Annotated in this window: 27 protein-coding genes and 1 tRNA gene; 13 read left to right on the top strand and 15 right to left on the bottom strand. The window is 65.8% G+C overall.

Features of this window, described 5'->3' with window-relative positions; all coding sequences use genetic code 11:
* Nucleotides 1-37: 37 nt before the first annotated feature.
* The 4 genes from ACX40Y_RS09270 to ACX40Y_RS09255 all read right to left on the bottom strand — a co-directional run bounded on the left by ACX40Y_RS09270 (nucleotide 38) and on the right by ACX40Y_RS09255 (nucleotide 5,119).
* Entirely contained in the window at nucleotides 38-2,785 is a 2,748-nt protein-coding gene (locus tag ACX40Y_RS09270; RefSeq protein ID WP_459119280.1) for a [protein-PII] uridylyltransferase, read from the bottom strand.
* Between the two features lie 117 nt (nucleotides 2,786-2,902).
* Nucleotides 2,903-3,463, bottom strand: coding sequence for a nucleotide exchange factor GrpE (gene grpE / locus ACX40Y_RS09265; RefSeq protein ID WP_459119279.1), 561 nt, complete (start codon nucleotides 3,461-3,463; stop codon nucleotides 2,903-2,905).
* Nucleotides 3,464-3,477: 14 nt separating this feature from the next.
* A complete protein-coding gene (gene hrcA / locus ACX40Y_RS09260; RefSeq protein ID WP_459119278.1) occupies nucleotides 3,478-4,521 on the bottom strand; it encodes a heat-inducible transcriptional repressor HrcA in 1,044 nt (347 codons plus the stop codon).
* 34 nt (nucleotides 4,522-4,555) lie between these two features.
* Entirely contained in the window at nucleotides 4,556-5,119 is a 564-nt protein-coding gene (locus ACX40Y_RS09255) for a DUF6438 domain-containing protein (protein ID WP_459119277.1), read from the bottom strand.
* A gap of 130 nt (nucleotides 5,120-5,249) precedes the next feature.
* On the opposite strand from ACX40Y_RS09255, the gene rph reads away from it, so the two are divergent.
* From rph to ACX40Y_RS09235, 4 genes are all read left to right on the top strand, one after another.
* Nucleotides 5,250-5,963, top strand: coding sequence for a ribonuclease PH (gene rph / locus ACX40Y_RS09250; RefSeq protein WP_459119276.1), 714 nt, complete (start codon nucleotides 5,250-5,252; stop codon nucleotides 5,961-5,963).
* Nucleotides 5,960-6,598, top strand: a complete 639-nt coding sequence (gene rdgB, locus ACX40Y_RS09245; protein ID WP_459119275.1) for an RdgB/HAM1 family non-canonical purine NTP pyrophosphatase — start codon at nucleotides 5,960-5,962, stop codon at nucleotides 6,596-6,598. The genes rph and rdgB overlap by 4 nt, the downstream gene beginning before the upstream one ends.
* 108 nt (nucleotides 6,599-6,706) lie before the next feature.
* Complete coding sequence (locus ACX40Y_RS09240; RefSeq protein ID WP_459119274.1) at nucleotides 6,707-7,192, top strand: transcriptional regulator; 486 nt, start codon at nucleotides 6,707-6,709, stop codon at nucleotides 7,190-7,192.
* 317 nt (nucleotides 7,193-7,509) lie between these two features.
* Nucleotides 7,510-7,710: a hypothetical protein gene (locus tag ACX40Y_RS09235; protein WP_459119273.1), complete on the top strand. Its 201-nt coding sequence runs from the start codon at nucleotides 7,510-7,512 to the stop codon at nucleotides 7,708-7,710.
* A 53-nt stretch (nucleotides 7,711-7,763) separates the two neighbouring features.
* On the opposite strand, the gene ACX40Y_RS09230 is transcribed toward ACX40Y_RS09235, so the two are convergent.
* Nucleotides 7,764-7,850 (bottom strand) — tRNA-Tyr (locus tag ACX40Y_RS09230).
* A 118-nt stretch (nucleotides 7,851-7,968) separates the two neighbouring features.
* On the opposite strand from ACX40Y_RS09230, the gene ACX40Y_RS09225 reads away from it, so the two are divergent.
* On the top strand, nucleotides 7,969-9,579 hold the full coding sequence (locus ACX40Y_RS09225; RefSeq protein WP_459119272.1) for a M20/M25/M40 family metallo-hydrolase: 1,611 nt from the start codon (nucleotides 7,969-7,971) through the stop codon (nucleotides 9,577-9,579).
* A complete protein-coding gene (gene rlmB, locus ACX40Y_RS09220) occupies nucleotides 9,579-10,325 on the top strand; it encodes a 23S rRNA (guanosine(2251)-2'-O)-methyltransferase RlmB (protein ID WP_459119271.1) in 747 nt (248 codons plus the stop codon). Before ACX40Y_RS09225 ends, rlmB begins: the two co-directional genes overlap by 1 nt.
* A 54-nt stretch (nucleotides 10,326-10,379) precedes the next feature.
* Here rlmB and ACX40Y_RS09215 read toward each other — a convergent pair whose 3' ends face one another.
* The gene (locus tag ACX40Y_RS09215; RefSeq protein ID WP_459119270.1) at nucleotides 10,380-10,697 is read right to left on the bottom strand and encodes a 2Fe-2S iron-sulfur cluster-binding protein; all 318 of its coding nucleotides are present in this window, start codon (nucleotides 10,695-10,697) and stop codon (nucleotides 10,380-10,382) included.
* A 63-nt stretch (nucleotides 10,698-10,760) separates the two neighbouring features.
* Between ACX40Y_RS09215 and ACX40Y_RS09210 the strand changes: the two genes are divergently transcribed.
* Entirely contained in the window at nucleotides 10,761-11,384 is a 624-nt protein-coding gene (locus tag ACX40Y_RS09210; RefSeq protein ID WP_459119269.1) for a DNA-3-methyladenine glycosylase family protein, read from the top strand.
* A gap of 38 nt (nucleotides 11,385-11,422) precedes the next feature.
* Here ACX40Y_RS09210 and ACX40Y_RS09205 read toward each other — a convergent pair whose 3' ends face one another.
* Nucleotides 11,423-11,701 (bottom strand): DUF3297 family protein, encoded by a 279-nt coding sequence (locus tag ACX40Y_RS09205; protein WP_459119268.1) that lies wholly within the window; start codon nucleotides 11,699-11,701, stop codon nucleotides 11,423-11,425.
* Between the two features lie 61 nt (nucleotides 11,702-11,762).
* The gene (locus ACX40Y_RS09200; protein WP_459119267.1) at nucleotides 11,763-12,146 is read right to left on the bottom strand and encodes a hypothetical protein; all 384 of its coding nucleotides are present in this window, start codon (nucleotides 12,144-12,146) and stop codon (nucleotides 11,763-11,765) included.
* 122 nt (nucleotides 12,147-12,268) lie between these two features.
* Here ACX40Y_RS09200 and ACX40Y_RS09195 point away from each other — a divergent pair, with 122 nt between their 5' ends.
* Complete coding sequence (locus ACX40Y_RS09195) at nucleotides 12,269-12,667, top strand: EVE domain-containing protein (protein WP_459119266.1); 399 nt, start codon at nucleotides 12,269-12,271, stop codon at nucleotides 12,665-12,667.
* On the opposite strand, the gene ACX40Y_RS09190 is transcribed toward ACX40Y_RS09195, so the two are convergent.
* From ACX40Y_RS09190 to typA, 3 genes are all read right to left on the bottom strand, one after another.
* Entirely contained in the window at nucleotides 12,558-13,211 is a 654-nt protein-coding gene (locus tag ACX40Y_RS09190; RefSeq protein WP_459119265.1) for a hypothetical protein, read from the bottom strand. The two genes, ACX40Y_RS09195 and ACX40Y_RS09190, sit on opposite strands and share 110 nt — an antisense overlap.
* Before the next feature lie 111 nt (nucleotides 13,212-13,322).
* A complete protein-coding gene (locus ACX40Y_RS09185; RefSeq protein ID WP_459119264.1) occupies nucleotides 13,323-14,009 on the bottom strand; it encodes a hypothetical protein in 687 nt (228 codons plus the stop codon).
* A gap of 346 nt (nucleotides 14,010-14,355) precedes the next feature.
* Nucleotides 14,356-16,176 carry a translational GTPase TypA gene (gene typA, locus ACX40Y_RS09180; RefSeq protein WP_459119263.1) on the bottom strand — a complete coding sequence of 607 codons (1,821 nt, stop codon included), beginning with the start codon at nucleotides 16,174-16,176 and terminating at the stop codon, nucleotides 14,356-14,358.
* A 201-nt stretch (nucleotides 16,177-16,377) separates the two neighbouring features.
* On the opposite strand from typA, the gene ACX40Y_RS09175 reads away from it, so the two are divergent.
* The 5 genes from ACX40Y_RS09175 (at nucleotide 16,378) to ACX40Y_RS09155 (ending at nucleotide 21,578) form a co-directional block, all read left to right on the top strand.
* On the top strand, nucleotides 16,378-17,586 hold the full coding sequence (locus ACX40Y_RS09175; protein WP_459119262.1) for a toxic anion resistance protein: 1,209 nt from the start codon (nucleotides 16,378-16,380) through the stop codon (nucleotides 17,584-17,586).
* Between the two features lie 6 nt (nucleotides 17,587-17,592).
* Nucleotides 17,593-18,309, top strand: a complete 717-nt coding sequence (locus tag ACX40Y_RS09170) for a hypothetical protein (protein ID WP_459119261.1) — start codon at nucleotides 17,593-17,595, stop codon at nucleotides 18,307-18,309.
* Between the two features lie 135 nt (nucleotides 18,310-18,444).
* Nucleotides 18,445-20,337, top strand: coding sequence for a M61 family metallopeptidase (locus ACX40Y_RS09165; protein ID WP_459119260.1), 1,893 nt, complete (start codon nucleotides 18,445-18,447; stop codon nucleotides 20,335-20,337).
* Between the two features lie 36 nt (nucleotides 20,338-20,373).
* Nucleotides 20,374-20,913 (top strand): inorganic diphosphatase, encoded by a 540-nt coding sequence (gene ppa, locus ACX40Y_RS09160; protein ID WP_459119259.1) that lies wholly within the window; start codon nucleotides 20,374-20,376, stop codon nucleotides 20,911-20,913.
* A gap of 140 nt (nucleotides 20,914-21,053) precedes the next feature.
* The gene (locus ACX40Y_RS09155; protein WP_459119548.1) at nucleotides 21,054-21,578 is read left to right on the top strand and encodes a DUF1345 domain-containing protein; all 525 of its coding nucleotides are present in this window, start codon (nucleotides 21,054-21,056) and stop codon (nucleotides 21,576-21,578) included.
* Here the strand turns inward: ACX40Y_RS09155 and ACX40Y_RS09150 are convergent.
* Genes ACX40Y_RS09150 through ACX40Y_RS09135 form a run of 4 tightly spaced genes read right to left on the bottom strand, consistent with a single transcriptional unit; the run spans nucleotide 21,556 to nucleotide 23,611 of the window.
* Complete coding sequence (locus tag ACX40Y_RS09150) at nucleotides 21,556-21,924, bottom strand: TfoX/Sxy family protein (RefSeq protein WP_459119258.1); 369 nt, start codon at nucleotides 21,922-21,924, stop codon at nucleotides 21,556-21,558. The two genes, ACX40Y_RS09155 and ACX40Y_RS09150, sit on opposite strands and share 23 nt — an antisense overlap.
* A gap of 3 nt (nucleotides 21,925-21,927) precedes the next feature.
* A complete protein-coding gene (locus tag ACX40Y_RS09145) occupies nucleotides 21,928-22,248 on the bottom strand; it encodes a DMT family transporter (protein WP_459119257.1) in 321 nt (106 codons plus the stop codon).
* A complete protein-coding gene (locus ACX40Y_RS09140; RefSeq protein WP_459119256.1) occupies nucleotides 22,248-22,724 on the bottom strand; it encodes a GNAT family N-acetyltransferase in 477 nt (158 codons plus the stop codon). The genes ACX40Y_RS09145 and ACX40Y_RS09140 overlap by 1 nt, the downstream gene beginning before the upstream one ends.
* Nucleotides 22,721-23,611, bottom strand: coding sequence for a DMT family transporter (locus ACX40Y_RS09135; protein ID WP_459119255.1), 891 nt, complete (start codon nucleotides 23,609-23,611; stop codon nucleotides 22,721-22,723). Before ACX40Y_RS09135 ends, ACX40Y_RS09140 begins: the two co-directional genes overlap by 4 nt.
* Between the last annotated feature and the right edge of the window lie 685 nt (nucleotides 23,612-24,296).

Below are 24,296 nucleotides of genomic sequence, written 5' to 3'. Positions count from 1 at the left end.
AACGGAAAATCCCCTTCGGGGGCGACAACGGGGCCGGCTAAGCCGCCTGGGCGATCTCGTCGCCGGCGGCGGCTTCGAGCAGGCGGCGTTCGATCGTGCGCAACCGGGTGGTCGAGCTGATCTTGTCGCCGATCAGATCGGTCAGATAGAAGGTATCGACCGCGCGCTCGCCATAGGTGGCGACATGCGCCGAATGGATCGTCACCTTTGACTGGAACAGCGCCTGGGCGAGGCTGGAGAGCAGCGCCGGCCGGTCGCGGGCATTCACCTCGATCACGGTGAAGCGGTTCGACGCCTTGTTGTCGATGAACACGCTCGGTTCGATCGAGAAGGCATCGGCGCGCGGCCGTGCGGGCGCCTTGCCGCGCAGCCGTTCGGCCAACCGCGAACGGTTCGCCAGCGCGTCGGCAATCGCGGTCTTGAGGCGGTTGAGCCGAGATTCCTCGTCAAAGGGCTGGCCGAACGGATCCTGGACGAGGAAATTGTCGAGCGCCATGCCATCGCGCGTGGTGTGGATGCGCGCGTCGATGATGTTGCCGCCAGCGACGTGGATCGCGCCGGCGATGCGATAGAACAGGCCCGGATGATCGGCGGCATAGACCGTCACCAGCGTCGCACCGCGATCGGGGTAGACCTGGGCCTCGACATGCAGCTTGGCATCGCGCGCCGCATCGATCAGCCGGGCGTTGCGTTCGAGCACGTCGATCGGCTCGGCGATCCAATAGCTTTCGGTGAGCCGCCGCTTGAGCGACGCCATGCGCGGCGCGCCCCAGCCGAGGATGTTGGCAAGTTCGTCCTGCTTGGCGGTGATCCGCTCGGCCCGGCCCTTCTGCTTGTGGCCGAGGCGCAGCACTTCCTCCGCCGATTCATAGAGGTTTGAGAGCAGCTGGCGCTTCCAGCCATTCCATACCCCCGGCCCGACAGCACGGATATCGACGACGGTGAGCACGAGCAGGTTGCGCAGCCGCTCGGGGCTCTGCACCTGCGCCGCGAAGTCGAGGATCGTCTTGAAATCGGCAAGGTCGCGCTTGAACGCGGTGGCCGACATCAGCAGGTGCCAGCGGACCAGCCAGGCGACCATCTGCGTCTCCGCCGCGCTGAGGCCCAGCCGCGGGCACAGCCGCTCCGCCACCTCGGCCCCGAGCACCGAATGGTCGCCGCCGCGCCCCTTGGCGATGTCGTGCAGCAGCACCGAGACATAGAGCGCGCGCCGTGACGCCAGCTGTTGCAGGATCTCGGTCGCGAGCGGGTGATCCTCGGCCAGCGCGCCCTTTTCGATGCGGCTGAGCAGCCCGATCGCACGGATCGAATGCTCGTCGACGGTATAGTGATGGTACATGTCGAACTGCATCTGCGCGACGACGCGGCCGAAATCGGGCACGAAGCGGCCGAACACCCCCGCCTCGTTCATCCAGCGCAGCACCGTTTCGGGATCGCGGCGGGAGGTGAGCACGTCGAGGAACAGCGCATTGGCGCGCGGATCGGTGCGGACATCGTCGACCAGCTTGGCGTCGCGCGCCGCCGCGCGCATCGCCAGCGGGTGAATTTCGAGCTCGTGCTGATCGGCGAGCGCGAACAGCTCGATCAGCCGCACCGGATTCTCCTTGAAGAAATCGTCGCGGGGAAGCGCCAGCCGGCCGCGATCGAGCACGAAGCCATTGAGCTTGCGCCGGCTGCGCCACAGCGCCGGCAGGCCGAAACGACGGCCGCGCGCGGCGAACTTTTCATCGAGATGCGCGAGGAACACGCCGGTGAGATCGCCGACCACCTTCGCCTGGAGAAAGTAGAAACGCATGAAGCGCTCGACCTTCGACATGCCGGGGCGATCGGCGAAGCGCATCCGATCGGCGATCTCGCGCTGGACGTCGAAGGTCAGCCGGTCCTCGGGGCGGCCGGCGATCAGATGGAGGTGGCAGCGCACCGCCCAGAGGAAATTCTCGGCGCGGCGGAACTGGCGATATTCGGCCGCGGTGAGCAGCCCAACCTCGACCAGCTCGGCGGGCTCGCGGACGTGATAGGCATATTTGCCGATCCAGAACAGCGTGTGGAGATCGCGAAGGCCGCCCTTCCCTTCCTTCACATTGGGTTCGACGACATAGCGGCTGTCGCCCATTTTCTTGTGCCGGGCGTTGCGCTCGTCGAGCTTGGCGCTGATGAAGCCGCGCGCGGTATCGCCCTGTACCTCGGCATGGAAACGCCGGGCCGCTTCCTCGTACAGATCGGTATCGCCCCAGACATAGCGCGCTTCGACCAGCGCGGTGCAGACGGTGACGTCGGCCTTTGCCTGGCGCACCATTTCGTCGAGCGAGCGCGACGAATGGCCGACCTTCAGCCGCATATCCCACAGCGAATAGAGGATCGATTCGATGACCTGCTCGCTCCAGCCGGTCACTTTCCAGGGCGTGAGAAAGCCGATGTCGATATCCGACTGCGGCGCCATCTCGCCCCGGCCATAGCCGCCGACGGCGATCAGCGTCATGCGCTCGGCGGCGGTGGGATTGGGATTGGGGTGCAGCCGCTCGACGACGAAATCCCACAACAGCCGCAGGATCTGATCGGTGAGGAACGCGCCCGCCGCCGCGTTTTCGAGGCCGCGCGAGGGATGTTCGGCGAGGCGGCGCGCGATTTCGGCCCTGCCGGCGTCGAGCGCGCGCTGGAGTTCGGCGGTCGCGGCCTGGCGGAGGGCGGCGGCATCGCCTGCCTCGATCGCGGCGAGCCGCTCGGCGACGGCTCGGCGGTCGATCAGGGCGCGCCGATGAGGGACGGAAGCGAAACGGGAAGCCATGCTCCCCAGATAGGAAGAATTGCCGCCAAGGTCACCCGGCGGGCCGGCATAAAAGCGATGCGGCGCCAGCCGGCCCGTGAGCCGGCCGACGCCGCAGCATCCGGCACTGCCGCTCGATCAGTCGGGCTTTTTCGCCACCGCGACGAGCGCAGGACGCAGCAGCCGATCCTTGATCATGTAGCCGGTCTGAATTTCCTGGACGACGGTGCCCGGTTCCTTGTCGTCGACGGGCATTTCCATCATCGCCTGGTGGCGGTTGGGATCGAGCATTTCGCCGAGCGCCGCGATCTTCGAGATGCCGTGGCGGCCGAACACCGCGTCGAGCTCGCGCCCGGTCGCCTCGAGGCCGGTAACCAGCCCCTTCATCTTCTCGTCCTCGCGCAGCTCGGCGGGGATCGCCTGGAGCGCGCGCGCCAGATTGTCGGCGACCGACAGGATGTCGCGAGCAAAAGCGGTTGCGGCATAAGCGCGCGCATCGGCGACTTCCTTTTCGGTGCGCCGGCGCAGATTCTGCATATCGGCCTGCGCATAGAGCGTTGCCGCCTGCGCCTCGGCGAGCTGCGCTTCCAGTTCCGCGACGCGATCATGTTCGGCGAGCTCGGGCGCAGCCTGCGCGGTCTCCTCGCGCAGGGTTTCTGCCGCGGCTTCGGTCGTCTTGTTTTCGGTTTCTTCTGACATGGTTCCCTGTTTCTTCAGGCCAGCAAACGGGCCATTGTGGCCGCCGTGAAATCCACCATGGGTACGACGCGCGCATAGTTCAACCTTGTGGGGCCGATCACGCCGACCACCCCCACCACGCGCCCGTCGAGCGCGCGCACCGGCTTGGCGATCACCGACGAGCCCGACAAGGCGAAAAGCTTGTTTTCGGAGCCGATGAAGATGCGGGTCGCCTCGCCGTCGCGCGCGCTGTCGAGCAGGCGGGCGATCTCTTCCTTGTCCTCCAGTTCGTCGAGCAGCTGGCGGACGCGGTCCAGATCCTCGGCGGCGCTGGTATCGATCAGCCGCGCCTGGCCGCGCACGATCAACACCGGGCGTCGGCCACCATCCTCGCTCCACACCGCCAGCCCGCGTGACACCAGATCGGCGGCCGCGGCGTCGAGCGCCGCCTGCTGCTGGCGCATCTCCTTTTCGAGCCGGCGCTGCGCCTCGGCCAGCGTCAGGCCGCCGAGCGTCGCGCTCATATAGTTGGCGGCGCGCTGCAGCGACATCGGATCGACGCCATCGGGCAGATCGACCACGCGATTCTCGACCGAGCCGTCATCGCCAACGAGCACCGCGAGCGCACGATCATGGCTGAGCGGCACGAAGCCGAACTGGCGCATCACCGGCTCGGCCTTGGGCACCAGCACCAACCCGGCACAGGCCGACAGGCCCGACAGCGCGGCGGTGGTATTGGCAAGCGCCTCCTCCACCGGGCCGCTGCGGCCAGCGCCGCCCTCGATCGCGGCGCGCTCCTCGGCCGAGGGTTCGCTCGCCTGCAACATGCCGTCGACGAACAGCCGCAGGCCCGAATCGGTGGGCATCCGCCCGGCGCTGGTGTGCGGCGCGGCGAGCAGGCCGAGCTCCTCCAGATCCTGCATCACGTTGCGGATCGAGGCGGGGGACAGGTTTAGCGTCGAGATGCGCGAGATCGTGCGCGATCCCACCGGCGCGCCGCTTTCGAGATAGGACTCGACGACGATGCGAAAGACGTCGCGCGCACGGTCGGTCAGTTCGATGATCGGCGGGCTTGTCATGGCATGCTCATGTAAGCAATCGGCTGGCGCGCCTTCAAGGCCGCTCGCCGATGAGCGCTGCGACCGGCAATGCATCGACGGCGTTGCCGAGCGCATCGGCCATCGCCTTGTGCTCCGCCGGATCGCAGCCGAAGTAGAAATAGAGATGGGCATCCGCCTTGCCGCGGCCGGACCAGCGGATGTCGACGCTCGGCATGTCCGTCGCCGGCCGGGCGCAATATTTAGTGCCCGGTTCGTAGCGCAGTTCGCCGCGTTTCGGGCGATAGGGCGCGAGGCGCGCGGCGAAGGCGGCAAGCTGTGCCGGCGTGGCGCGGAAGGCGCGGGTGCCCGAAACCGCCGTGAACCGCCGCCCTTCGAACACGCCGGTTCCTTCGGGCTTCACGGTGATCGCGAACACCGGGCAGGCGCCGAAACAGGGGCCGATTTCGTAGCGGATCGTCTCGGCAAGCGGCGGCGGGGCCGGTTGCGGCGCGGGCCGCGGCCGGGCGGGCGCGGGCGTCGGCGCCGATGCCGGCGTCCGCCCGGCCGGCGGGCGCCCGGCGGGGATACATCCGCCCAGCACCGCCATTCCCGCCACCGCCACCATCAACCGCCGCATCAACGCTACTCCCCTTGCCGTACCGGCCACCCGCAACCCGCCCTATCGACCATGCGTTACCGGGCGAGACTGGCGGAACGCATTTCCAGCGTCTAGGTGCCGAGGCAAGCTTTACAGGAGAAACACGACCATGCGCCCATCCGGCCGCGCCCCCGACGAAATGCGCGAAATTACGATCACGCCGAACTTCACGCGCCACGCCGAGGGATCGGTGCTGATCGGATTCGGCGACACGCGCGTGCTAGTCACCGCCAGCATCGAGGAGCGTGTGCCGCCGTTCCTGCGCGGCAAGGGCGAAGGCTGGGTGACGGCCGAATATGGCATGCTGCCCCGCGCGACGCACACCCGCGGCAACCGCGAAGCGGCCAAGGGCAAACAGTCCGGCCGCACGCAGGAGATCCAGCGGCTGATCGGCCGATCGCTGCGCGCGGTGACCGACCTCAAGCTGCTCGGCGAGCGCCAGATCACGCTCGATTGCGACGTGATCCAGGCCGATGGCGGCACCCGCACCGCATCGATTTCGGGCGCATGGGTGGCGCTGCGCATCGCGGTCAACAAGCTGCTCGCCGACGGCACGCTCAAGACCGATCCGATCCGCCAGCAGGTCGCCGCGGTTTCGTGCGGCATCTATCAGGGGCAGCCGGTGCTCGACCTCGACTATCCCGAGGATTCGGCGGCCGATGCCGATGCCAATTTCGTGCTGCTTTCCGACGGCAAGATCGCCGAGGCACAGGCCACGGCTGAGGGCGCCTGCTATGACGAGGAAGGGCTGCTCCGACTGCTGCGCCTGGCGCGGCTCGGCTGCACGCAGATCTTCGACGCCCAGCTGAAGGCGGTCGGATGAGCGAGGACGCGATGGACGGCCGCGAGCCGCAGGCGATCCGCAAACTGGCGCCCGGCCGGCTGGTGATCGCCAGCCATAACCAGGGCAAGGTACGCGAGATCCGCGATCTGCTCGGCCCCTATGGGATCGAGCCGGTATCGGCGGGCGAGCTCGACCTGCCCGAGCCCGAGGAGACCGGCACCAGCTTCGTCGCCAATGCCGAGCTGAAGGCGCTGCAGGCGGCCGACTTGTCCGGCCTGCCCGCGCTTGCCGATGATTCGGGGCTGTGCGTCGAGGCGCTGGGCAACGAGCCGGGCATCTTTTCGGCGCGCTGGGCTGGACCGGGCAAGGACTTCGCCGTGGCGATGCGCAAGGTGGAGGACCGGCTGGCCGCACTGCCCCCCGGCACGCCGCGCGCCGCCCATTTCGTCTGCGCGCTGGCACTCGCCTGGCCCGATGGCCATGTCGAATGGTTCGAGGGGCGAATCGACGGCACGCTCGTCTGGCCGCCGCGCGGTACCCGCGGGTTCGGCTATGATCCCGTCTTCGTACCCGAAGGACATGACCAGACGTTCGGTGAAATGGAACCGGTTGCGAAACATGCGATGAGCCATCGCGCTGTCGCGTTTCGGCAACTGGTGAGTGCGATTTTCTGAGCGAAAACGCACGAGATCAGTGAAAAAGGCGAATGCAAAGGTTTAAAGCACCCTAACGACGACCATGTGTTGATCCAGTAACGCATGGTGCCGTAGCGTCGTGTTGCTATGGAGGATGAATTGCGGGTGCAAAGCGCGGATATTACCGATGAATTCGATGCTCGGCTTACCGACATCAAACGGTTGTTTGCGCAAGCGACCCGGGGCGGCGCGGTAACCCGGGCCGAACACGCGCCGATGGTCGACACGTTGACGCTGGCACGGGTGATCTTGTGGGCGCGGACGGCGATTGAATCGACCGTCGGCCAGGATCTGTTCGCCAATCCGGCGCTCAGCATCCTGATGACCCTCTATGTCAGCCGACGCGAAGGCACCAATGTGTCGACCTCGGCCGCATGCGTCGCATCGGGCGTGCCGACCACCACAGCGCTGCGCTGGATCAATGCGCTTGCCCGCCGCGGCATGCTCATCAAGCGCACCGGGCCGAACGATCGGCGATTTACCTATCTGGAGCTAAGCGACGCGACGTTCGCGTCGATCGACCAGTTCCTGGCCAATATGCGCGAGCAAATGGTTAATCCTGCGATAGGTTAACGCCATACCTGGATTTCAAACGTTCCAGCGAAAGCGACAGATTTGCCGCTTCCGTATCTTCCCCGAATAGATCGAGGAGCGCGATTGCCTGCATCAAATGCCGGCATACCGCCTCGATCCCTTCACCCCCGTCGTTCATTATACCTATACCCGCTGAGAATAAGTCCATAATGGATGACCATCATTGGGTTGAACAGTCAGGAAAAATCCCGACTCGGGACGGCCTTAAGGATATGTCCTTACATTGGTTCCAAATCTGGATTGCAGCGATAGATCCATATTGGATATGATACCGCTTCCTCGAAAAGGAATGAACGGTGACCCCCCTCGAGACGCTCCTCGAACGCGCTGAGGCAATTTATCTCGTGCATGGCACGTCCAGCGCGACGTTTCTGAAGGATCAGATCGAAACTGCGATCCGCGCGGGGGAATCGGCGCGCTATATCCAGGATCTGGATCATGTGCTCCAGCTGGTGGAGTATCGGGATCGGACGCTGGCGCTTTACGGGCGGCGTTAACGCCGACGAGTCTGCCTGCGAGATGCCGGGCGCCGTGTCGCTCGCAGCGGCGGTGGTGGATAGGGATGGATTCGAACCACCGTAGGGCGAAGCCCGGCAGATTTACAGTCTGCTGCCTTTAACCACTCGGCCACCTATCCAGGAAACCGCCGCTTGCGAGCGAGGCAGGCCCAATGCCGAAGCGAGACGCGCCTGTCAACGCCTTGCGCAGCATCATTCGCGCGCATAGCGTCCCGATGCGAAATTTCAGGGGATCCCATGCGCCGTACGTCCTTCCTTCTTGCCGGAGCATTGCTCGCCGCCGCGCCGGTCCTTGCCCAGACCGCCGAGACCGGCACCGTCGACCGAATCATCGACCAGGGCACCAATCATTCCGAGGTGATGCGAATCGCCCAGTATCTGACCGATGTGATCGGCGCGCGGCTCACCAATTCGCCCGGCATGCGCAAGGCCGAGGACTGGACCCAGGCCAAGTTCCGCGAGTGGGGCCTGTCGAACGTCCACAAGGAAGGGTTCGATTTCGGCCGGGGCTGGTCGAACGAGCGGCTGAGCGTCCGCATGATCGCGCCGCGCCCGTTGCAGCTGGTGGCGGCGCCGCTCGCCTGGACGCCGGGCACCAACGGCGCGATCAGCGGCGAGGTGGTGCTGGCGCCGATGACGGACGCAGCCTCGCTCGCGCAGTATAAGGGCAAGCTGGCCGGCAAGATCGTGCTGATCAGCGAGCCCAAGCCCATCGAGGATCCGACCGAGCCGCCGTTCAAGCGCTGGACGGACGAGGACCTGGCCAAGAACAGCTATTTCGACCTGCCCAACGGCGGCGGCGATCGCGGCTTCAACCCGGCGCGCTTCGCGTTCGCGGCGCAGCGTGATGCGTTCCTGAAGGCGGAGGGCGCGTTGGGCTATGCGACGATGTCGAGCCGCAACGGCAAGCTCGTCCACGGCCAGAACAGCCAGTTCCAGGTGGGCCAGACGCCCGCCCTGCCCGCGATCGAAATCGCCGCCGAGGATTATCGCCGGCTGGCGCGGCTCGCGACGATGGGCGCGAAGCCGGTGCTGGAGATCGACGCGGTCAACCGCTTCGACGACAGCGACACCAAGGCGTACAATGTGCTAGCGGACATCCCCGGCACCGATCCCAAGGCCGGTTATGTGATGGCCGGCGCGCATCTCGACAGCTGGGCGATGGGCGACGGCGCGGCCGACAATGCCGCCGGATCGGCGATGGTGATGGAAGCCGCGCGTATCATCAGGGAATCGGGCATCCGCACCAAGCGGACGATCCGCTTCGCGCTGTGGGCCGGCGAGGAACAGGGTCTGCTGGGATCGATGAGCTATGTCGAGAATCATGTCGCCAGCCGCCCGGTCGACCCGTCGGCCACCGGCATCGTCCGCTATCTGAGCTGGAACCGCGCCTTTCCGATCAAGCCCGGCGCCGATCACGCCAAGCTCGCCGCCTATTTCAACCTCGACAACGGATCGGGCAGGATTCGCGGCATCTATGCGCAGGGCAACACCGCCGCGATGCCGATCTTCGAGAAATGGTTCGCGCCGTTCCACGCGATGGGCGCCACCACGGTGTCGGCACGCCGCACCGGCAGCACCGACCATGTGTTCTTCGACGCGGTGGGCATCCCGGCGTTCCAGTTCATCCAGGACCCGCTCGATTACGGATCGATGGTCCACCACACCGATGTCGACACCTTCGATCACCTGAGGGCCGATGACATGCGCGAGGGCGCGATCATCCTCGCGACGTTCCTGATCAACGCCGCCAATGCAGACCAGCCGCTGCCGCGCACCCCGGTGCCGACCGCGCCGACGCCCGCCGATGCGTTCTATGCCTTCCCGGGCGGCGAGGCGGCGCACTGATGAAGCGGCGCGGTCATCGCCCGAGCCAGGCCCCCGCGTCGCGGCCCCGTTTCTACGGCCGTCACGCGGTGCTGGCGGCGCTCGCCAACCCCGAGCGGACGGTCCGCAAGATCTGGGGCACGCGCGAGGCGCTGTCGGCGCTCGATCTGCCGCCGGTGATCCCGATCACCTATGCCGACGTCGCCGATCTCGGCCGGCTGGTTCCGTCCGATGCGCCACATCAGGGGCTGGTGATCGAGGTCGAGCCGCTCGAGGATATCTGGCTGGGCGACCTGCTCGAACAGGGCGTGGGCAACCAGCGGCCGCTGCTGGTGCTCGATCAGGTCACCGATCCGCACAATGTGGGCGCGATCATGCGATCGGCCGCGGCGTTCGACGCGCTGGGCATCGTCACTCAGGATCGCCACGCGCCGCCCGAAACCGGTGCACTGGCGCGCGCCGCAGCGGGAACGCTGGAGGTGGTGCCGTGGGTGCGAGTCGTCAATCTGTCGCGCGCGCTCGACGAGATCGCCGAGGCCGGGTTCTGGCGCGTCGGCCTGACCGGCCATGCCAAGGGCCTGCTGGGCGAGGTGATGGGCGAAGGCCGGGTGGCGCTGGTACTCGGCGCCGAGGGCGAAGGCATGCGCCAGAATACCGAGGCGCATTGCGACGAACTGGCGCGCCTGCCGATCTCGCCGAAGGTCGAAAGCCTGAACGTCTCGAACGCCGCCGCCATCGCGCTCTACGCGATCGCGACGCGCGGTTGACGCGGCCGTGCGCAGGCCCCGCCGCTTCTGCCGGGCGGGGCCTGCCGCAGCCGGTCAATCCTCTTCGGCGATCCGCACGCGCAGTCCGTCGAGCGCGTCGGTGAATTTGAGCTGGCACGACAGCCGCGACGTCGCATCGCGCCCGGCCGAGCTGTCGAGCAGATCGTCCTCGTCGAGGCTCATCGCCGGCAGTTTGTCAGCAAATTCCGGGTCGACATGGACATGGCAGGTGGCGCAGCTGCAGCAGCCGCCGCACAATGCCAGCAACTCGTCGAACCCGTTTTCGCGGATCACTTCCATTACGCTGAGCCCGGCCTCGCCGGTGACCGTCCGTTCCGTCCCGTCGCGCGTCACGACGATAAGCTGGGGCATGTAAATCTCCTTGGTTCGCGGATTCAATGCCGCCGAACCGGGGCCAGTTCAAGGAGCCACCGCATGGGCCTGACCGCAGAACAGCTTAAAGCATCGATCAATGCGCTCGCCGCGATCGAGCCCGCCTTCGCCGCCGGGCTGGCGCGTGCCGGCTATCCGGCGCCGCGCATCCGCGAGCGCGGCTATGCGACGTTGCTCCGCACGATCGTCGGCCAGCAGGTGAGCGTCGCCGCCGCCCAATCGATCTGGAACAAGCTCGACGCGGCGCTCGGCACGCCCGACGATCCCGCCGCGCTGACCGCCGCCAGCGACGAGGCGCTGCGCGGCGCGGGGCTGTCGCGCCAGAAAATCGGCTATGCGCGCAGCCTGGCCGAGCAAGTGACGTCGGGGACGCTCGACCTCAGCGCGCTGCCCGAGGATGACGAGGCGGCGATTGCGGCGTTGACCGCGATCAAGGGAATCGGCCGGTGGTCGGCGGAAATCTATCTGCTGTTCGCGGAGGGGCGGCCCGACATCTGGCCCGCCGGCGACCTGGCGGTGCAGATCGAGATCGGGCGGTTGCTCGGCCATGACGATCGACCGAGCGAGAAGCAGGTGCGGGCGCTGGCCGAGGCGTGGCGGCCGCATCGCGGCGCGGCGGCGATCTTCGCCTGGCACCATTACAAGGTCGACATGGCGGTCGTCTGAAAGGCGCGGGTACGCGACGTCGCCCGCGCCGGGCGGGATCAGTCCTCGGCGGCGTCCGTGGCCGGTGCTTCGTCGCCGCCGCCATTCTGGAACCACGCCTCGACCGGGCCGGACAGCTTGATCGTCAGCGGCTGCCCCTTGCGATCGACCTTGCTGCCGAGCGCGACGCGCACCCAGTTTTCCGAGATGCAATATTCCTCGACATCGCGGCGCTCGACGCCCTTGAAACGGACGCCGACGCCGCGTTCGAGCAGCTCGCGCTGGAAATAGGGGCTCTTCGGGTTGACCGAAAGCCGGTCGGGAGGAGTATCGCTCATGGCGCGGGCTCATGCCGTCAATCGGCGCCGGGTTCAAGAGACCCGGCGCCGAACACGTCGATCAGCGGCAATAGCGGACGCGCACCGGCGCGCCGAGATACGGGTCCCACACCCGGCGGACCGTGCAATATTCATAGCCGCGATAGCGCCGGTAATTGTCGCGATACCAATAGCCGTCCGTCGGATAATAGCCGCGCTCGCGATAGAAGCGCCGATCATAATCGTAGCGGGGATCGCGATCATAGCGCCGATCGCTGGTGAGCGCGGCACCGAGCGCGAGGCCGGCGATGCCGGCGACGATCGCGACGCCCGCATCATTGTCACGGTGATGCCGTTCATAGCGGTGGCGGCGCCAATCCTGCGCGCTGGCCGCGGGCGCCATCGCCGTCACCGCGCTGGCCACAGTGGCGGCGCCGAGCACGAATTTCGTTGCAAATCCAGCCATCGATACCTCCTCATCCATCGGGCAGGCCGATCACGGCGCCCATTGCAGCCACCTTGCCAACATCACGCTGAACCGGCGCGGAATCGGGTGTTCAGCCGCGGTTTAGGCGATTAACGGGGGGCATGGCCTATTGGATCCTCCGCTCAGAACCCGACGCCTATTCCTGGGACGACCTGCTGCGCGACGGCGGCACCGAATGGAACGGCGTGCGCAATTACACCGCCCGGAATTTCCTGAAGGAAATGCAGCCCGGCGACGAGGCGATCTTCTACCATTCGAACATCCAGAAGGCCGCAGTGGGCATCATGGCGATCACCCGCGCTTGGCAACCCGATGGCGACGACGGCAAATGGGCGAGCGTGGCGGTGAAGCCCGTCTGCGCGCTGGGCCGCCCGGTGCCGCTCGCCGAGATCAAGGCCGAGCCGCGCCTGAAGGATCTGGAGATGGTTCGCCAGTCGCGCCTGTCGGTGACGCCGGTTCGGCCGGAGGAATGGGCGGTGCTGCTGGAGATGGCGGGCTGACCGCCCTCCCCGCCTGAGCCGGCACCGGATCGCCGAGATCGATCGGCACGCGGTTGGACTTGTCCGGCTTCTTGCGGAACATCCGGCCGACGCCCTTGCCCGCGTCGCCGACCAGCTTGAAGAAATTGGTCGATTCGCCGGGCTCCTCGCAACAGCTGCCCGGATCGACCGCCTTGCCGACGAGCCGCACCGCCGTGGTCGCGGCACCGAACAGGTCGATCCCCGTCGTGCACCCCTCCATCCGCGCCGCGCAGGGTGCGCTGGTGAGCGCCAGCGCCCCTGCCCCGCTCATGTCCGGGTTGCCGGGCATCGGCCGATCGGGCGGGCCGCGCTCGGCCGGGAGCGGCAGCCGGGGCGCATCGACGCCCTTGCCGCACACGACGATCGCATCCGGCCCCGTCTGCGCCGAGGCACAAGGATCGACGAGCACCGACCAGCGCTGCGTGCCGTCGGCGGCCTGCTGCGGCGTATCGACCGTGGCCGTCGCGGCATCACTCGCCGGCCGATCCTGAACCGCGCTCACAGCCAGAAACAGTGCAGCCATCCACATCGCCCGGTCCTCCCGTCGCCCCTCTTAAATCATGGTGGGCAACGCACGGGAAGGCCACCCGGACGACCGCGAAGCGCCAAATCGCTACTAAGCGAAGCCGAGCTCTCAATAGCCCAGATATCGAATCGTCTCGCCGTATTTCTGCTCGAAAAAGTCGATCAAAGCAGGGCTGAAATTGGAGCGCCAGGGCTGCTTCTTGCCTTCTCGCTTCGTTCTCGTGTCCGCGCCCAGGGACTCGGCAACTGCGGCCCGCGCGACCTCGGGAGACACCTCGAAGAAGGCGGCCAGTTTCGGGGCGACCGCATCATCGAAAAACTCTTCGTAGCGAAACACCATCGAGTCCGGAATATACTCGGCAATCTCGATAAATCCCCTGCAGGCCTTGTCTATAGAGGGGACGTTCGCGCTTACTCCATCGAGGCTGATGCCATCGGCAACACGCATTACCTTTTCCTCGTGGGTCAACCCTTCCATGGATTTGCTCATCATCTGATGAACATCCCTGTGGCTCTTCTCCAGGTAATATACCATGGAGTTACAAATATCCCGTGGATCTCGAACAAGTATAGCCACTCTTCTTCCGATAAAATAGGGCGCATGCTGCGGTGTAATAATCGTATCCAACCGCAGATGCCCGCATATTACCTTTCTGGACATCAGCGACTTGCCACGACCGCTGCTAAAATCCACCTTCTTCCCAAGAGTTGCGCCATAATCGCCAAGCATCTTCTCAACAACAGTTGCGAGAAGATGGGTTCCAGACTTTGGAATAGACGTAAGTGCAATTTTCAATTTTCGAGCACCCCAAGCTTACCCTGTCATGTGGCTCCGGATCCCGAACCGGCGATGGGATCCGCGCAATCGAGCTTGGCTACACAACAATCACCAGAGTTCAAGGGTAAGTAAACCGGGCACCGGTCAAGTTGATATACAGACAAATCCTGGAAACATATAGATCAGTATTGGAAATATGGCGGTCACCATCCGCAACATTGCTCGGGCGCTTCGGCCCGCAGATATGGCGTCGACAAGCCATCTCGCTGACGCGCACGAAAAAGGCGCCGGGGAAGAACCCCGACGCCCTGAACGTTTCCAACTAGCGCCTGCCTGCTGACTCGCAGTTGGGCTACCTCAAGGCTCAGGCCGCGGCCTTGGCCCGGCTCGCGCGCTTGCGCTCGTGCGGATCGAGGTGACGCTTGCGAAGACGGATGTTCTTCGGGGTCACTTCCACCATCTCGTCATCGTCGATGTACGCGATGGCCTGTTCCAGCGTCATCTTCTTCGGCGGGGTCAGGCGGATCGCGTCGTCCTTGCCGCCCGAAGCGCGGAAGTTGGTGAGCTGCTTCGCCTTCATCGGGTTGACCTCAAGGTCTTCCGTCTTGGCGTTCTCGCCGATGATCATGCCTTCATACAGCGCCTCACCGTGGCCGACGAACAGGATGCCGCGCTCTTCAAGCGGACCCAGCGCATAGCCCTGCGCTTCGCCGGCGCCGTTGGAGATCAGCACGCCGTTCTTGCGGCCTTCGATCTTGCCCTTGTACGGCCCGTACTTCTCGAACAGACGGTTCATGATGCCGGTACCGCGGGTGTCCGACAGGAACTCGCCGTGATAGCCGATCAGGCCGCGCGACGGCGCCGAGAAGGTGATGCGGGTCTTGCCGCCGCCCGACGGACGCATGTCGGTCATCTCGGCTTTGCGCTGGTTCATCTTGTCGACGACCGTGCCCGAGAATTCCTCGTCCACGTCGATCACGACGGTCTCGTACGGCTCCTCGCGGCCATTCTCGCCTTCCTGGAACAGCACGCGCGGACGGCTGATGCCGAGCTCGAAGCCCTCGCGGCGCATCGTTTCGATCAGCACGCCGAGCTGAAGTTCGCCGCGGCCGGCGACTTCGAAGCTGTCCTTGTCGTCGCTCTCGGTGACCTTGATCGCCACGTTCGATTCGGCTTCGCGCATCAGGCGATCGCGGATCATGCGGCTGGTCACCTTGCTGCCCTCGCGGCCCGCCATCGGCGAATCGTTGACGGCAAAGCGCATCGACAGCGTCGGCGGATCGATCGGCTGCGCCTTGATGGGCGTCGAGACCGAGGTATCGGCGATGGTGTTCGACACGGTAGCGACCGTGAGGCCCGCCAGCGAGATGATGTCGCCCGCGCGCGCTTCCTCGGTCGGCACGCGCTCCAGGCCCTGGAACGTCATGATCTTCGAGGCGCGGCCGGTTTCGATCACATTGCCGTCGGCGTCGAGCGCATGGATCGGCTGGTTGAGCTTCACTGTGCCCGACTGGACGCGGCCGGTGAGGATGCGGCCCAGGAAGTTGTCGCGATCGAGCAGCGTCACGAGGAAGCTGAACGGCGCATCGACTTCCAGCGCGGGCGGCGGGACGTGATCGACGATCTTCTGGAACAGCGGCGTCAGCGTGCCTTCGCGCGCATCGGGATCTTCCGAGGCATAGCCGTTGCGGCCCGACGCATAGAGCACCGGGAAGTCGAGCTGCTCGTCATTGGCCTCCAGCGTGACGAACAGGTCGAACACCTCGTCCAGCACTTCCTGCACGCGGCTGTCCGGCCGATCGATCTTGTTCACGACCACGATCGGCTTCAGGCCCAGCTTCAGCGCCTTGCCGGTGACGAACTTGGTCTGCGGCATCGCGCCCTCCGAGCTGTCGACCAGCAGGATCACGCCGTCGACCATGCTCAGGATGCGCTCCACCTCGCCGCCGAAATCGGCGTGGCCGGGCGTATCGACGATGTTGATGCGCGTGCCGTTCCATTCCACCGAGGTCGGCTTGGCAAGAATGGTGATCCCGCGCTCCTTTTCGAGATCGTTGGAATCCATTGCGCGCTCTTCGACACGCTGATTGTCACGGAACGTGCCGGATTGGCGGAAAAGCTGGTCGACGAGGGTGGTCTTGCCATGGTCGACGTGGGCGATGATCGCCACGTTGCGGAGGTTCATAGTCTGTCCTGATTGTCGCCTGAGCGCGTTTACGCGGGCCCCATAGCGCAATTTGTGCGATGCGGGAAGCGCTGGCTTTGTTCAGCAATGGAAGCGCGACCGGTCTTGGCGATTCGCCCTCCCTGTCCTATTTGAACAACACAGTTGGAACCGGGCGGCAAAATCCGTATTGCTGTGGGCAGCACGAACTTGGAGATGGGCATGGCGAACGAGACGGCGACGGCAGAACAGGATCTGGTCCTCACGCCGCCCGATCCCGTGCCGGTGGTGGCGCCTGAAAAGGCGGCCGGACTGGTGCCCGTCGAGGAAGGCAAGAAGTCCGAACTCGACAAGCGCGTCGACGGCTTCATCGACGATCTGATCGCGCAGGACGTCAACTCCCCCGAATTCGGCAAGCGCGTCGATGCGATCGCGGCGATGGGGCAGAAGGAAATTCGCGACGCGGCCGGCCAGTCGAACCGCTTTCTCGACCGCCCGGTCCGCGCGATGGGCAGCGAAGGCGGCGTCGGCGCCGACCTGCTGGCGCTGCGCAAGACGGTGGAAGATCTCGATCCTTCGCGCAACGGCAAGCTGATCGGCGGCAAGGACGGGTTCCTCTCGCGCATTTTCGGCGGCGGCGGTGGCCTCACCCAGTATTTCCGCAAATACCAGTCGTCGCAGAGCCATATCAACGCGGTGCTCAAGAGCCTGGCCAATGGCAAGGACGAGCTGTTGCAGGACAATGCCGCGATCGGCACCGAGCGCGCGAACCTGTGGAACGCGATGGGCCGGCTGGAGCAGATGATCTATCTGTCCAAGGCGATGGACGCCAAGCTGGAGGACAAGGCCAACGAGCTGGATCATACCGATCCGGCCAAGGCCAAGGCGATCCGCGAGACCGCACTCTTCTATGTCCGCCAGCGCACGCAGGATCTGCTCACCCAGATGGCGGTGACGGTGCAGGGTTATCTGGCGCTCGACCTGGTCAAGAAAAACAATGTCGAGCTGATCAAGGGCGTCGACCGCGCCTCGACCACCACCGTTTCGGCGCTGCGCACGGCGGTGACCGTGGCACAGGCGCTCAACAACCAGAAGCTGGTGCTCGACCAGATCACGGCGCTGAACACCACCACCGCCAACCTCATCGATTCGACCGGCCAGCTGCTCAAGAGCCAGACGGCGGCGATCCACGAACAGGCGGCGAGCGCGACGATCCCGGTCGAGACGCTGCAGCGCGCGTTCCAGAATATCTATGACACGATGGACGCGATCGACACGTTCAAACTCAAGGCGCTCGACAGCATGAAGACGACGGTCAACACGCTGTCGAACGAGGTCGAGAAGTCGAAGGGCTATATCGCCCGTGCCGAGGGCGCCGAGCAGAACCGCCTGGGCGGCCCCGGCGACGCGTTCAAGCTGGAGGCGATGTAAGCCACGATGCCGAGTGACGTCGACCGCCTGCTCGCCCGTGGCGAAGCCCTGATCGAACGATCCCGCGCGCGGACCGAAGGCGCGCTGGCGCAGCGGACGCGCAAGCGGCGGGAGGCGGAGATTCTCGGCCGCGTCGCGCGGATCGCAGCGGCGGATGCGGCGATCATCGTCGCGGCGATCGTGATCGGGCTGATCCTGCCGGGCGGCATCGGCATGTTCGGCGCGCTGGCGGTGATGGCGCTGCTGATCCTCGCGACGCTGTTGTTCGCGACGCTGCCAGTGACACGCGCGCCGAGCGTCGAGCAACTCGTGCAGGTGCCGCTCAAAGCGCTGCCCGCCACCACCGAGCGCTGGCTGGAAACGCAGCGACTGGCGCTGCCCGCCCCTGCCCGCACGCTGGTTGATTCGATCGGCGTGAAGCTGGAGACGCTGGCGCCGCAGCTCGCACGGCTCGACGAGCAGTCGCCCGCCGCGAACGAAGTGCGCAAGCTGATCGGCGAACAGCTGCCCGAACTGGTCAAGGGCTATGACCGGGTGCCGCAGCCGCTGCGCACGGTGCCGCGCAACGGCCTGACGCCCGATCAGCAGCTGGCGCAGGGGCTGCAGCTGATCGACGAGGAAATCGCCGAGATGACCGCGCAGCTGGCGCAGGGCGATCTGGATGCGCTCGCCACCCGCCAGCGATTCCTGCAGATCAAATATCGCGACGACGAACTCGGCTGATCCGGGTTCGGGCAGGCCGATTGCCGCCTTCGCCATAAGGGCTTGGCACTGCGGGACATCTGGCAGTAACAATATTGCCCGAACCGGATGTTTCCTGTCCCGCCCGTTCCTTGTCAGAAAAGGGGTCGCTCGCCGATGATCCGTGCCTTGCCGTTCGCCGCCATGCTTCTTGCCACCACCGCCGCACCTGCGATCGCGCAGAATTCGGCGCCGCAGCCGACGCCCATCGTCGACACGATCCCTGCGGCGCGCGACGTGCCCTATCCCGGCACAATCAAGCTGGACGTCGACGCGACCGACACGATGCGCGGCATCTTCCAGGTGCATGAGGTGATCCCGGTTGCCAAGTCGGGCCGGATGACGCTGCTGTTCCCGGAATGGCTGCCCGGCAAGCACGGCCCGCGCGGCGAGATAGAGAAGCTGGCTGGCCTGCAGATCACCGCCGGCGGCAAACGCGTCGCCTGGACGCGCGACCCGGTGGACGTGTTCGCCTTCCACGTCGACGTGCCGTCGGGCGCGAAGCAGCTCGATATCCGCTTCCAGTTCGTCTCGGCGACCGAGGGCGATCAGGGCCGCATCGTGATGACGCCCGAGATGATGAGCCTGCAGTTCAACTCGCTGAGCCTCTATCCTGCGGGCTATTTCGTCCGCCGCATCCCGATCCAGGCAACGGTGAAATATCCTGCTGGCTGGTCGGCCGCGGGCGCGGTGCCGGCAAAGGCGACCGGTTCGACCTATGTCTACGACACGACCAGCTACGAGATCCTGATGGATTCGCCGGTGTTGGCCGGCAAATATTATCGCGCGTTCGAGCTGAGCCCGCGCGTCACGCTCGACGTGTTCGCCGACACGCCCGAGGAGCTGCAAGCCAAGCCCGAACAGATCGAGGCGCACAAAAAGCTGGTCGAACAGGCGGTCAAGACCTTTGGCAGCCAGCATTACGACCATTATCACTTCCTGCTTTCGATCAGCGACAATCTCGGCGGGATCGGGCTCGAGCATCACCGCAGCTCGGAAAACGGCGTGCGACCCGGCTATTTCATCAAATGGGACGAGAATGCCGGCACGCGGAACCTGTTGCCGCACGAATTCACCCATAGCTGGGACGGCAAGTATCGCCGCGGCGCCGAGCTGTGGACGCCCGATTACCGGATGCCGATGCGCGACCAGTCGCTGTGGGTCTATGAAGGGCAGACGCAGTTCTGGGGCTATGTCTTCCAGGCGCGCTCCGGCCTGGTCAGCAAGGAAGAGACGCTCGAATCCTATGCGAACATCATGGCCAGCCTCGACACCCGCGCCGGCCGCCAGTGGCGCCCGCTGATCGACACCACGAACGATCCGATCATCACCGCCCGCGCGCCCAAGGGCTGGACCAGCTGGCAGCGGTCCGAGGATTATTACAATGAAGGGCTGCTCGTCTGGATGGAGGTCGATTCGATCCTCCGCGAGAAGACGGGTGGGGCCAAGTCGATCGACGATTTCGCCCGTGCCTTTTTCGGTGGCCGCGACGGCGATTTCGGCGAGGTGACCTTCACCTTCGACGACGTCGTCAAGACGCTGGACGGCCTGGCGCCCTATGACTGGCGCAAGCTGCTGACCGAGCGGCTGACGCAGGTGTCGGACCATGCCCCGCTCGCCGGGTTCGAACGCAACGGCTACAAGCTCGTCTATACCGATGTGCCGAACAAGATGGTGCGCAAGCCCTATACCGATCTCAGCTATTCGGTCGGTCTGGTGCTCGGCAAATCGGGCATCAGCTCGGTCGTCTGGGGCGGGCCGGCGTTCAAGGCGGGGATGACCACCGCCGACGAGATCGTTGCCGTCAACGGCCGGGCCTATTCCGCCGACGCGCTGATCGATTCGATCAAGGCGGCCAAGGGCACCAAGGTGCCGGTGCAGCTTACCCTGAAACGGGACGATCGTTACCGGGAAGTTACCATCGACTATCATGACGGCCTGCGCTATCCGCACCTCGTCAAGACCGTCGAGGGAGAGGCTGGGCTCGATAAGCTCCTGCAACCCCGCTGAGACGGGAAAGGCGCCAACCACAGGTTAGAAGAACATATGCGCATCGATCTGATTCCAGTCGGCGATGATCCGCCGCACAGCCTGAACGTCGTCATCGAGGTACCGACCGGCGGCGAGCCGGTGAAATATGAATTCGACAAGGCGAGCGGCGCGCTGTTCGTCGACCGGATCCTGCACACGCCGATGCGCTATCCGGCCAATTACGGCTTCGTGCCGCACACGCTGTCGCCCGATGGCGATCCGCTCGACGCGCTGGTGATCTCGCGTTCGCCGTTCATTCCGGGCTGCGTCGTGCGGGCCCGCCCGATCGCGGTGCTCAAGCTCGAGGACGAGGCCGGCGGCGACGAGAAGCTCGTCTGCGTGCCGGTGGACACCACCTTCCCCTATTACACCGATGTCGGCGAACGGGGCGATCTGCCGTCGATCGTGCTCCAGCAGATCGAGCACTTCTTCAAGCATTACAAGGACCTCGAATCCCAGAAATGGGTCCGCATCGGCGAATGGGGCGATGCGGCCGAGGCCCGCAAGATCGTGATCGAAGCGATCGAGGCGGCCAAGAAGGCCAAGGCGGCCTAATACCCATGGACGCGGCGGCAGGGCGCCATCGCCGAGGCATCGGCAATGTCGTCGCGCCGCCGCGGTTCCTGGCCTTTGCCGTCATCGTCGCGGTGGCGGCATCGCTGCTCCTCCCTCGGCTCGGCTTTCGGACCGGCACGATGATCGCGTTCGACATCGGCGCGGTTGCTTTCCTGGCGCTCTGCATTCCGCTGCTGCGGCACGAGGCGGATGCGATGCGGCGCTCTGCCTGCCGCAACGACGCCAACCGGCTGGTGCTGCTGGCCGTCACCGGCGGCGTCACGATCGTCGTCCTGGTGGCGATTGCCAGCGAATTGATGGCACGCGAGACGCCGCAGCCGGCGATGCTTGCGCTGGTCGTCGCCACGCTGGCGCTCAGCTGGATGTTCAGCAACACCATCTACACCCTCCATTATGCCCATCTGTTCTACCGGGCGGACGCACAGGGCGAGGATGCGGGCGGGCTCGATTTTCCGCAAACGCCCGATCCCAATTACTGGGACTTCATCTATTTCGCCTTCTGCCTGGGCATGACGTTTCAGACCAGCGACGTCACGGTGACCACGCGACAGCTGCGCCGGGTGGTGACGCTGCACTGCCTCGCCGCGTTCATCTTCAACCTCGGCGTCGTCGCCTTCACGATCAACGTGCTCGGCGGGAGCTAGCAGCGCGCGGCTTGCGCTTCGGCGCCCGTTCCCCGGCGGAAATGGCAAGCGCCGCCCAGTGCCGCATCGCCTCTGCATCGTCATGCACGTCGCCCGGCGCGCGGCGATAGTTCATCACCTTCATCGTCCCGGCCGCGTCATAGGTGAAGCGATCGCAGCCGGCGGCATCCCAGGCCGGATCCGAAACCGCGTCGGCCTTGAACCACAGATCGTCGAGCGCGACGATCGCGAACACCGTGCCGTCGCAATAGAGCGTCGCGCCGCCCATCATCGGCCGCCACGTCACGCGGCCGACCGGCGCCAGCGCTTCCTCCACCCATGCGACGAGGCCGTGGTCGAGCGCCATCCCTCAATGCCCCGAGCTGAGCTTCAACCCGGCAATGCACAGGACGATGCCGAGCACGAGCAGGATGCGCAGCGCGCCCACCGGCTCGCCGAACCAGAGCATGCCGACGATCACCGTGCCCAGCGCGCCGATGCCGCCCCACACCGCATAGGCGGTGCCCATCGGGATCGTCCGCGCCGCCGCATCGAGGAACAGCATCGACGCGGTGATCGAGACGAGGAAGCCGATCGTCCACGGCACGTTGCGGAACCCGTCGATGAAGCGCAGGCAGGTGGTGAACCCCACCTCGCACACCCCGCCGAGGAGCAGCATCAGCCAGGCCATCAGCGCCCCGCCAGCCGCACCAGCGCATCGCCGCTGACGCGCTGCACGGTCCATTCGTCCATCGGCTCGGCACCCATCGCACGGTAGAAATCGATCGCCGGCTGGTTCCAGTCGAGCACCGACCATTCGAACCGGCCATAGCCGCGATCGACCGCGATCCCCGCCAGGTGGCGGAGCAGCGCGGTGCCCACCCCCGCCCCGCGCGCGGCCGGGGTGACGTAGAGATCCTCGAGATAGATGCCCGGCCGCCCGGTCCAGGTGGAGAAATTCTGGAAGAACAACGCGAAGCCGACCGCGGTGCCGTCACGCGCGGCGATCAGCGCCTCGGCGGCGGGGCGCGCGCCGAACAGCGCATCGTGCAGCATCGGCTCGGTCGCGACGACGGCGTCGGGCTCACGCTCGAACGCGGCAAGCTCGCGCACGAAGCCCAGGATCAGGGGCACGTCGTCAGGGGTGGCGGGGCGGATCAGGATCATGCGGCAGCCTCTGTCTGCGGGGCGGGTGCCGCCGGGCCGCGGACCGCGACCAGGCACCCAAGGATGATGAGCAGCGCGCCGCCCACCGTCCAGGGCGACACCCGCTCGTCGAACACGACATAGCCGAGGATCGCCGCCCAGACGAAGGCGGTATATTCGACCGGCGCCAGCAGCTGCGCCTCGGCATGGGCATAGGCCCAGGCGAGCAGCACCGCCGACACCGATCCCACCGCCGCCGCGCCCAGGATCCACGGCCAGAGCGCCGGATCGGGCACCGCCGACAGCCACGGCGCCGCCGGCAGCATCACCAGCGACAGCACGATGCTGGTGAACAGCGCGACCTCGACCGGATCGGCGAGCTGCGCCTGGCGCCGCAGCAGAATCAGGCTGCCGGCATAGAGGATCGAGGCGACGAACACCGCCACGGCGCCGAGCACCGCATCGGTGGAGGCATCGGCCTGAACCTGCCCGGCGGCGATCGCGACCACGCCCAGGCTGGCGACCAGAGACCCGGCGATCGCCGTCCGCCGCACCCGCTCGCCAAGAAACATCGCGGCGAGGAACAGCGCGATAAGCGGCGCGAGAAAGGTGAGCGCAATCCCCTGCGCCATCGTCACCCGCGCCAGCCCCCAGAAGAACAGCACCACCGAACTGCCCGCCAGCGTGCCCCGCGCCGCATGCAGCGTCAGCGCCGCCCGCCCCGGCCAGCGCCCGCGCCGGGCGAGGAAGATCGGCCCGAGCAGCACGATCGCCCCGACCGAGCGCCACAGCACCGCACTGTACGCGCCGTGGGCGATCGACAGCCCCTTCATCACCGCATCCATCACCGAATAGTTGGCGATGCCGATGGCGGCGACGGCAAGGACAAGCGCGGGCGAACGAGACATGACGCGCCGGTTAACCGCCCCGCCGCCACTTGGCGAGAGGGTGGCAAAGTTTGCGAAGTTCACACTCGTGAAGCGTCGCACGCGGCCCGAGCGCGAGACCCGGCCTGCGGCCAAAGTTCACAAAGTTCACACTGTTCGCGAAATCGAGCGCCATTGCGTGCGTTCCGTTTTTCCTGCGGATGCGGGGCGCAGCCGAGAGGTGGAACATAGCAGGAACATCGATTGTAGGACAGTGGCATTGGAGCCGAGGTCGTTGGTATGCGGCCGGTCTCCGATGCGTTGCGCCTTCCGTCTCCGTTGGCGAGTGAGGGCCTATAGGAGCCTCCTTCTAGGCTCCATAAGGAGATCAGGAGACGGGCCGGATCGAGGTCATCACCCGCACCGAGCGGAGTCGTGACTATTGCCGGCCGAGCGGCAGCCATCATGCTGGAAGCAAACGCACCTGATGTCACCGTGCGGGAGAGTGCTGTCGCTACCGTTCCTCATACACCACCGGCGCGCGCCGGTTCTGTCCCGATGATGCCGGTAACGGAAGAGTGCTCGACCGGATCGGCCAAGGCCATCCCATCAACCGGATTGACGAACTGCTCCCACTGAATTGGCTCCTATGTGCGACAGGGTGCCGAGCTCTGGCGGAAAGCAATCCTCATCGTTAGAGATTGTTGCTTGATAATCAGATGATTTG

Source organism: Sphingomonas sp. RS6, from assembly GCF_054489705.1.
This window is presented reverse-complemented; position numbering and strand designations above follow the sequence as displayed.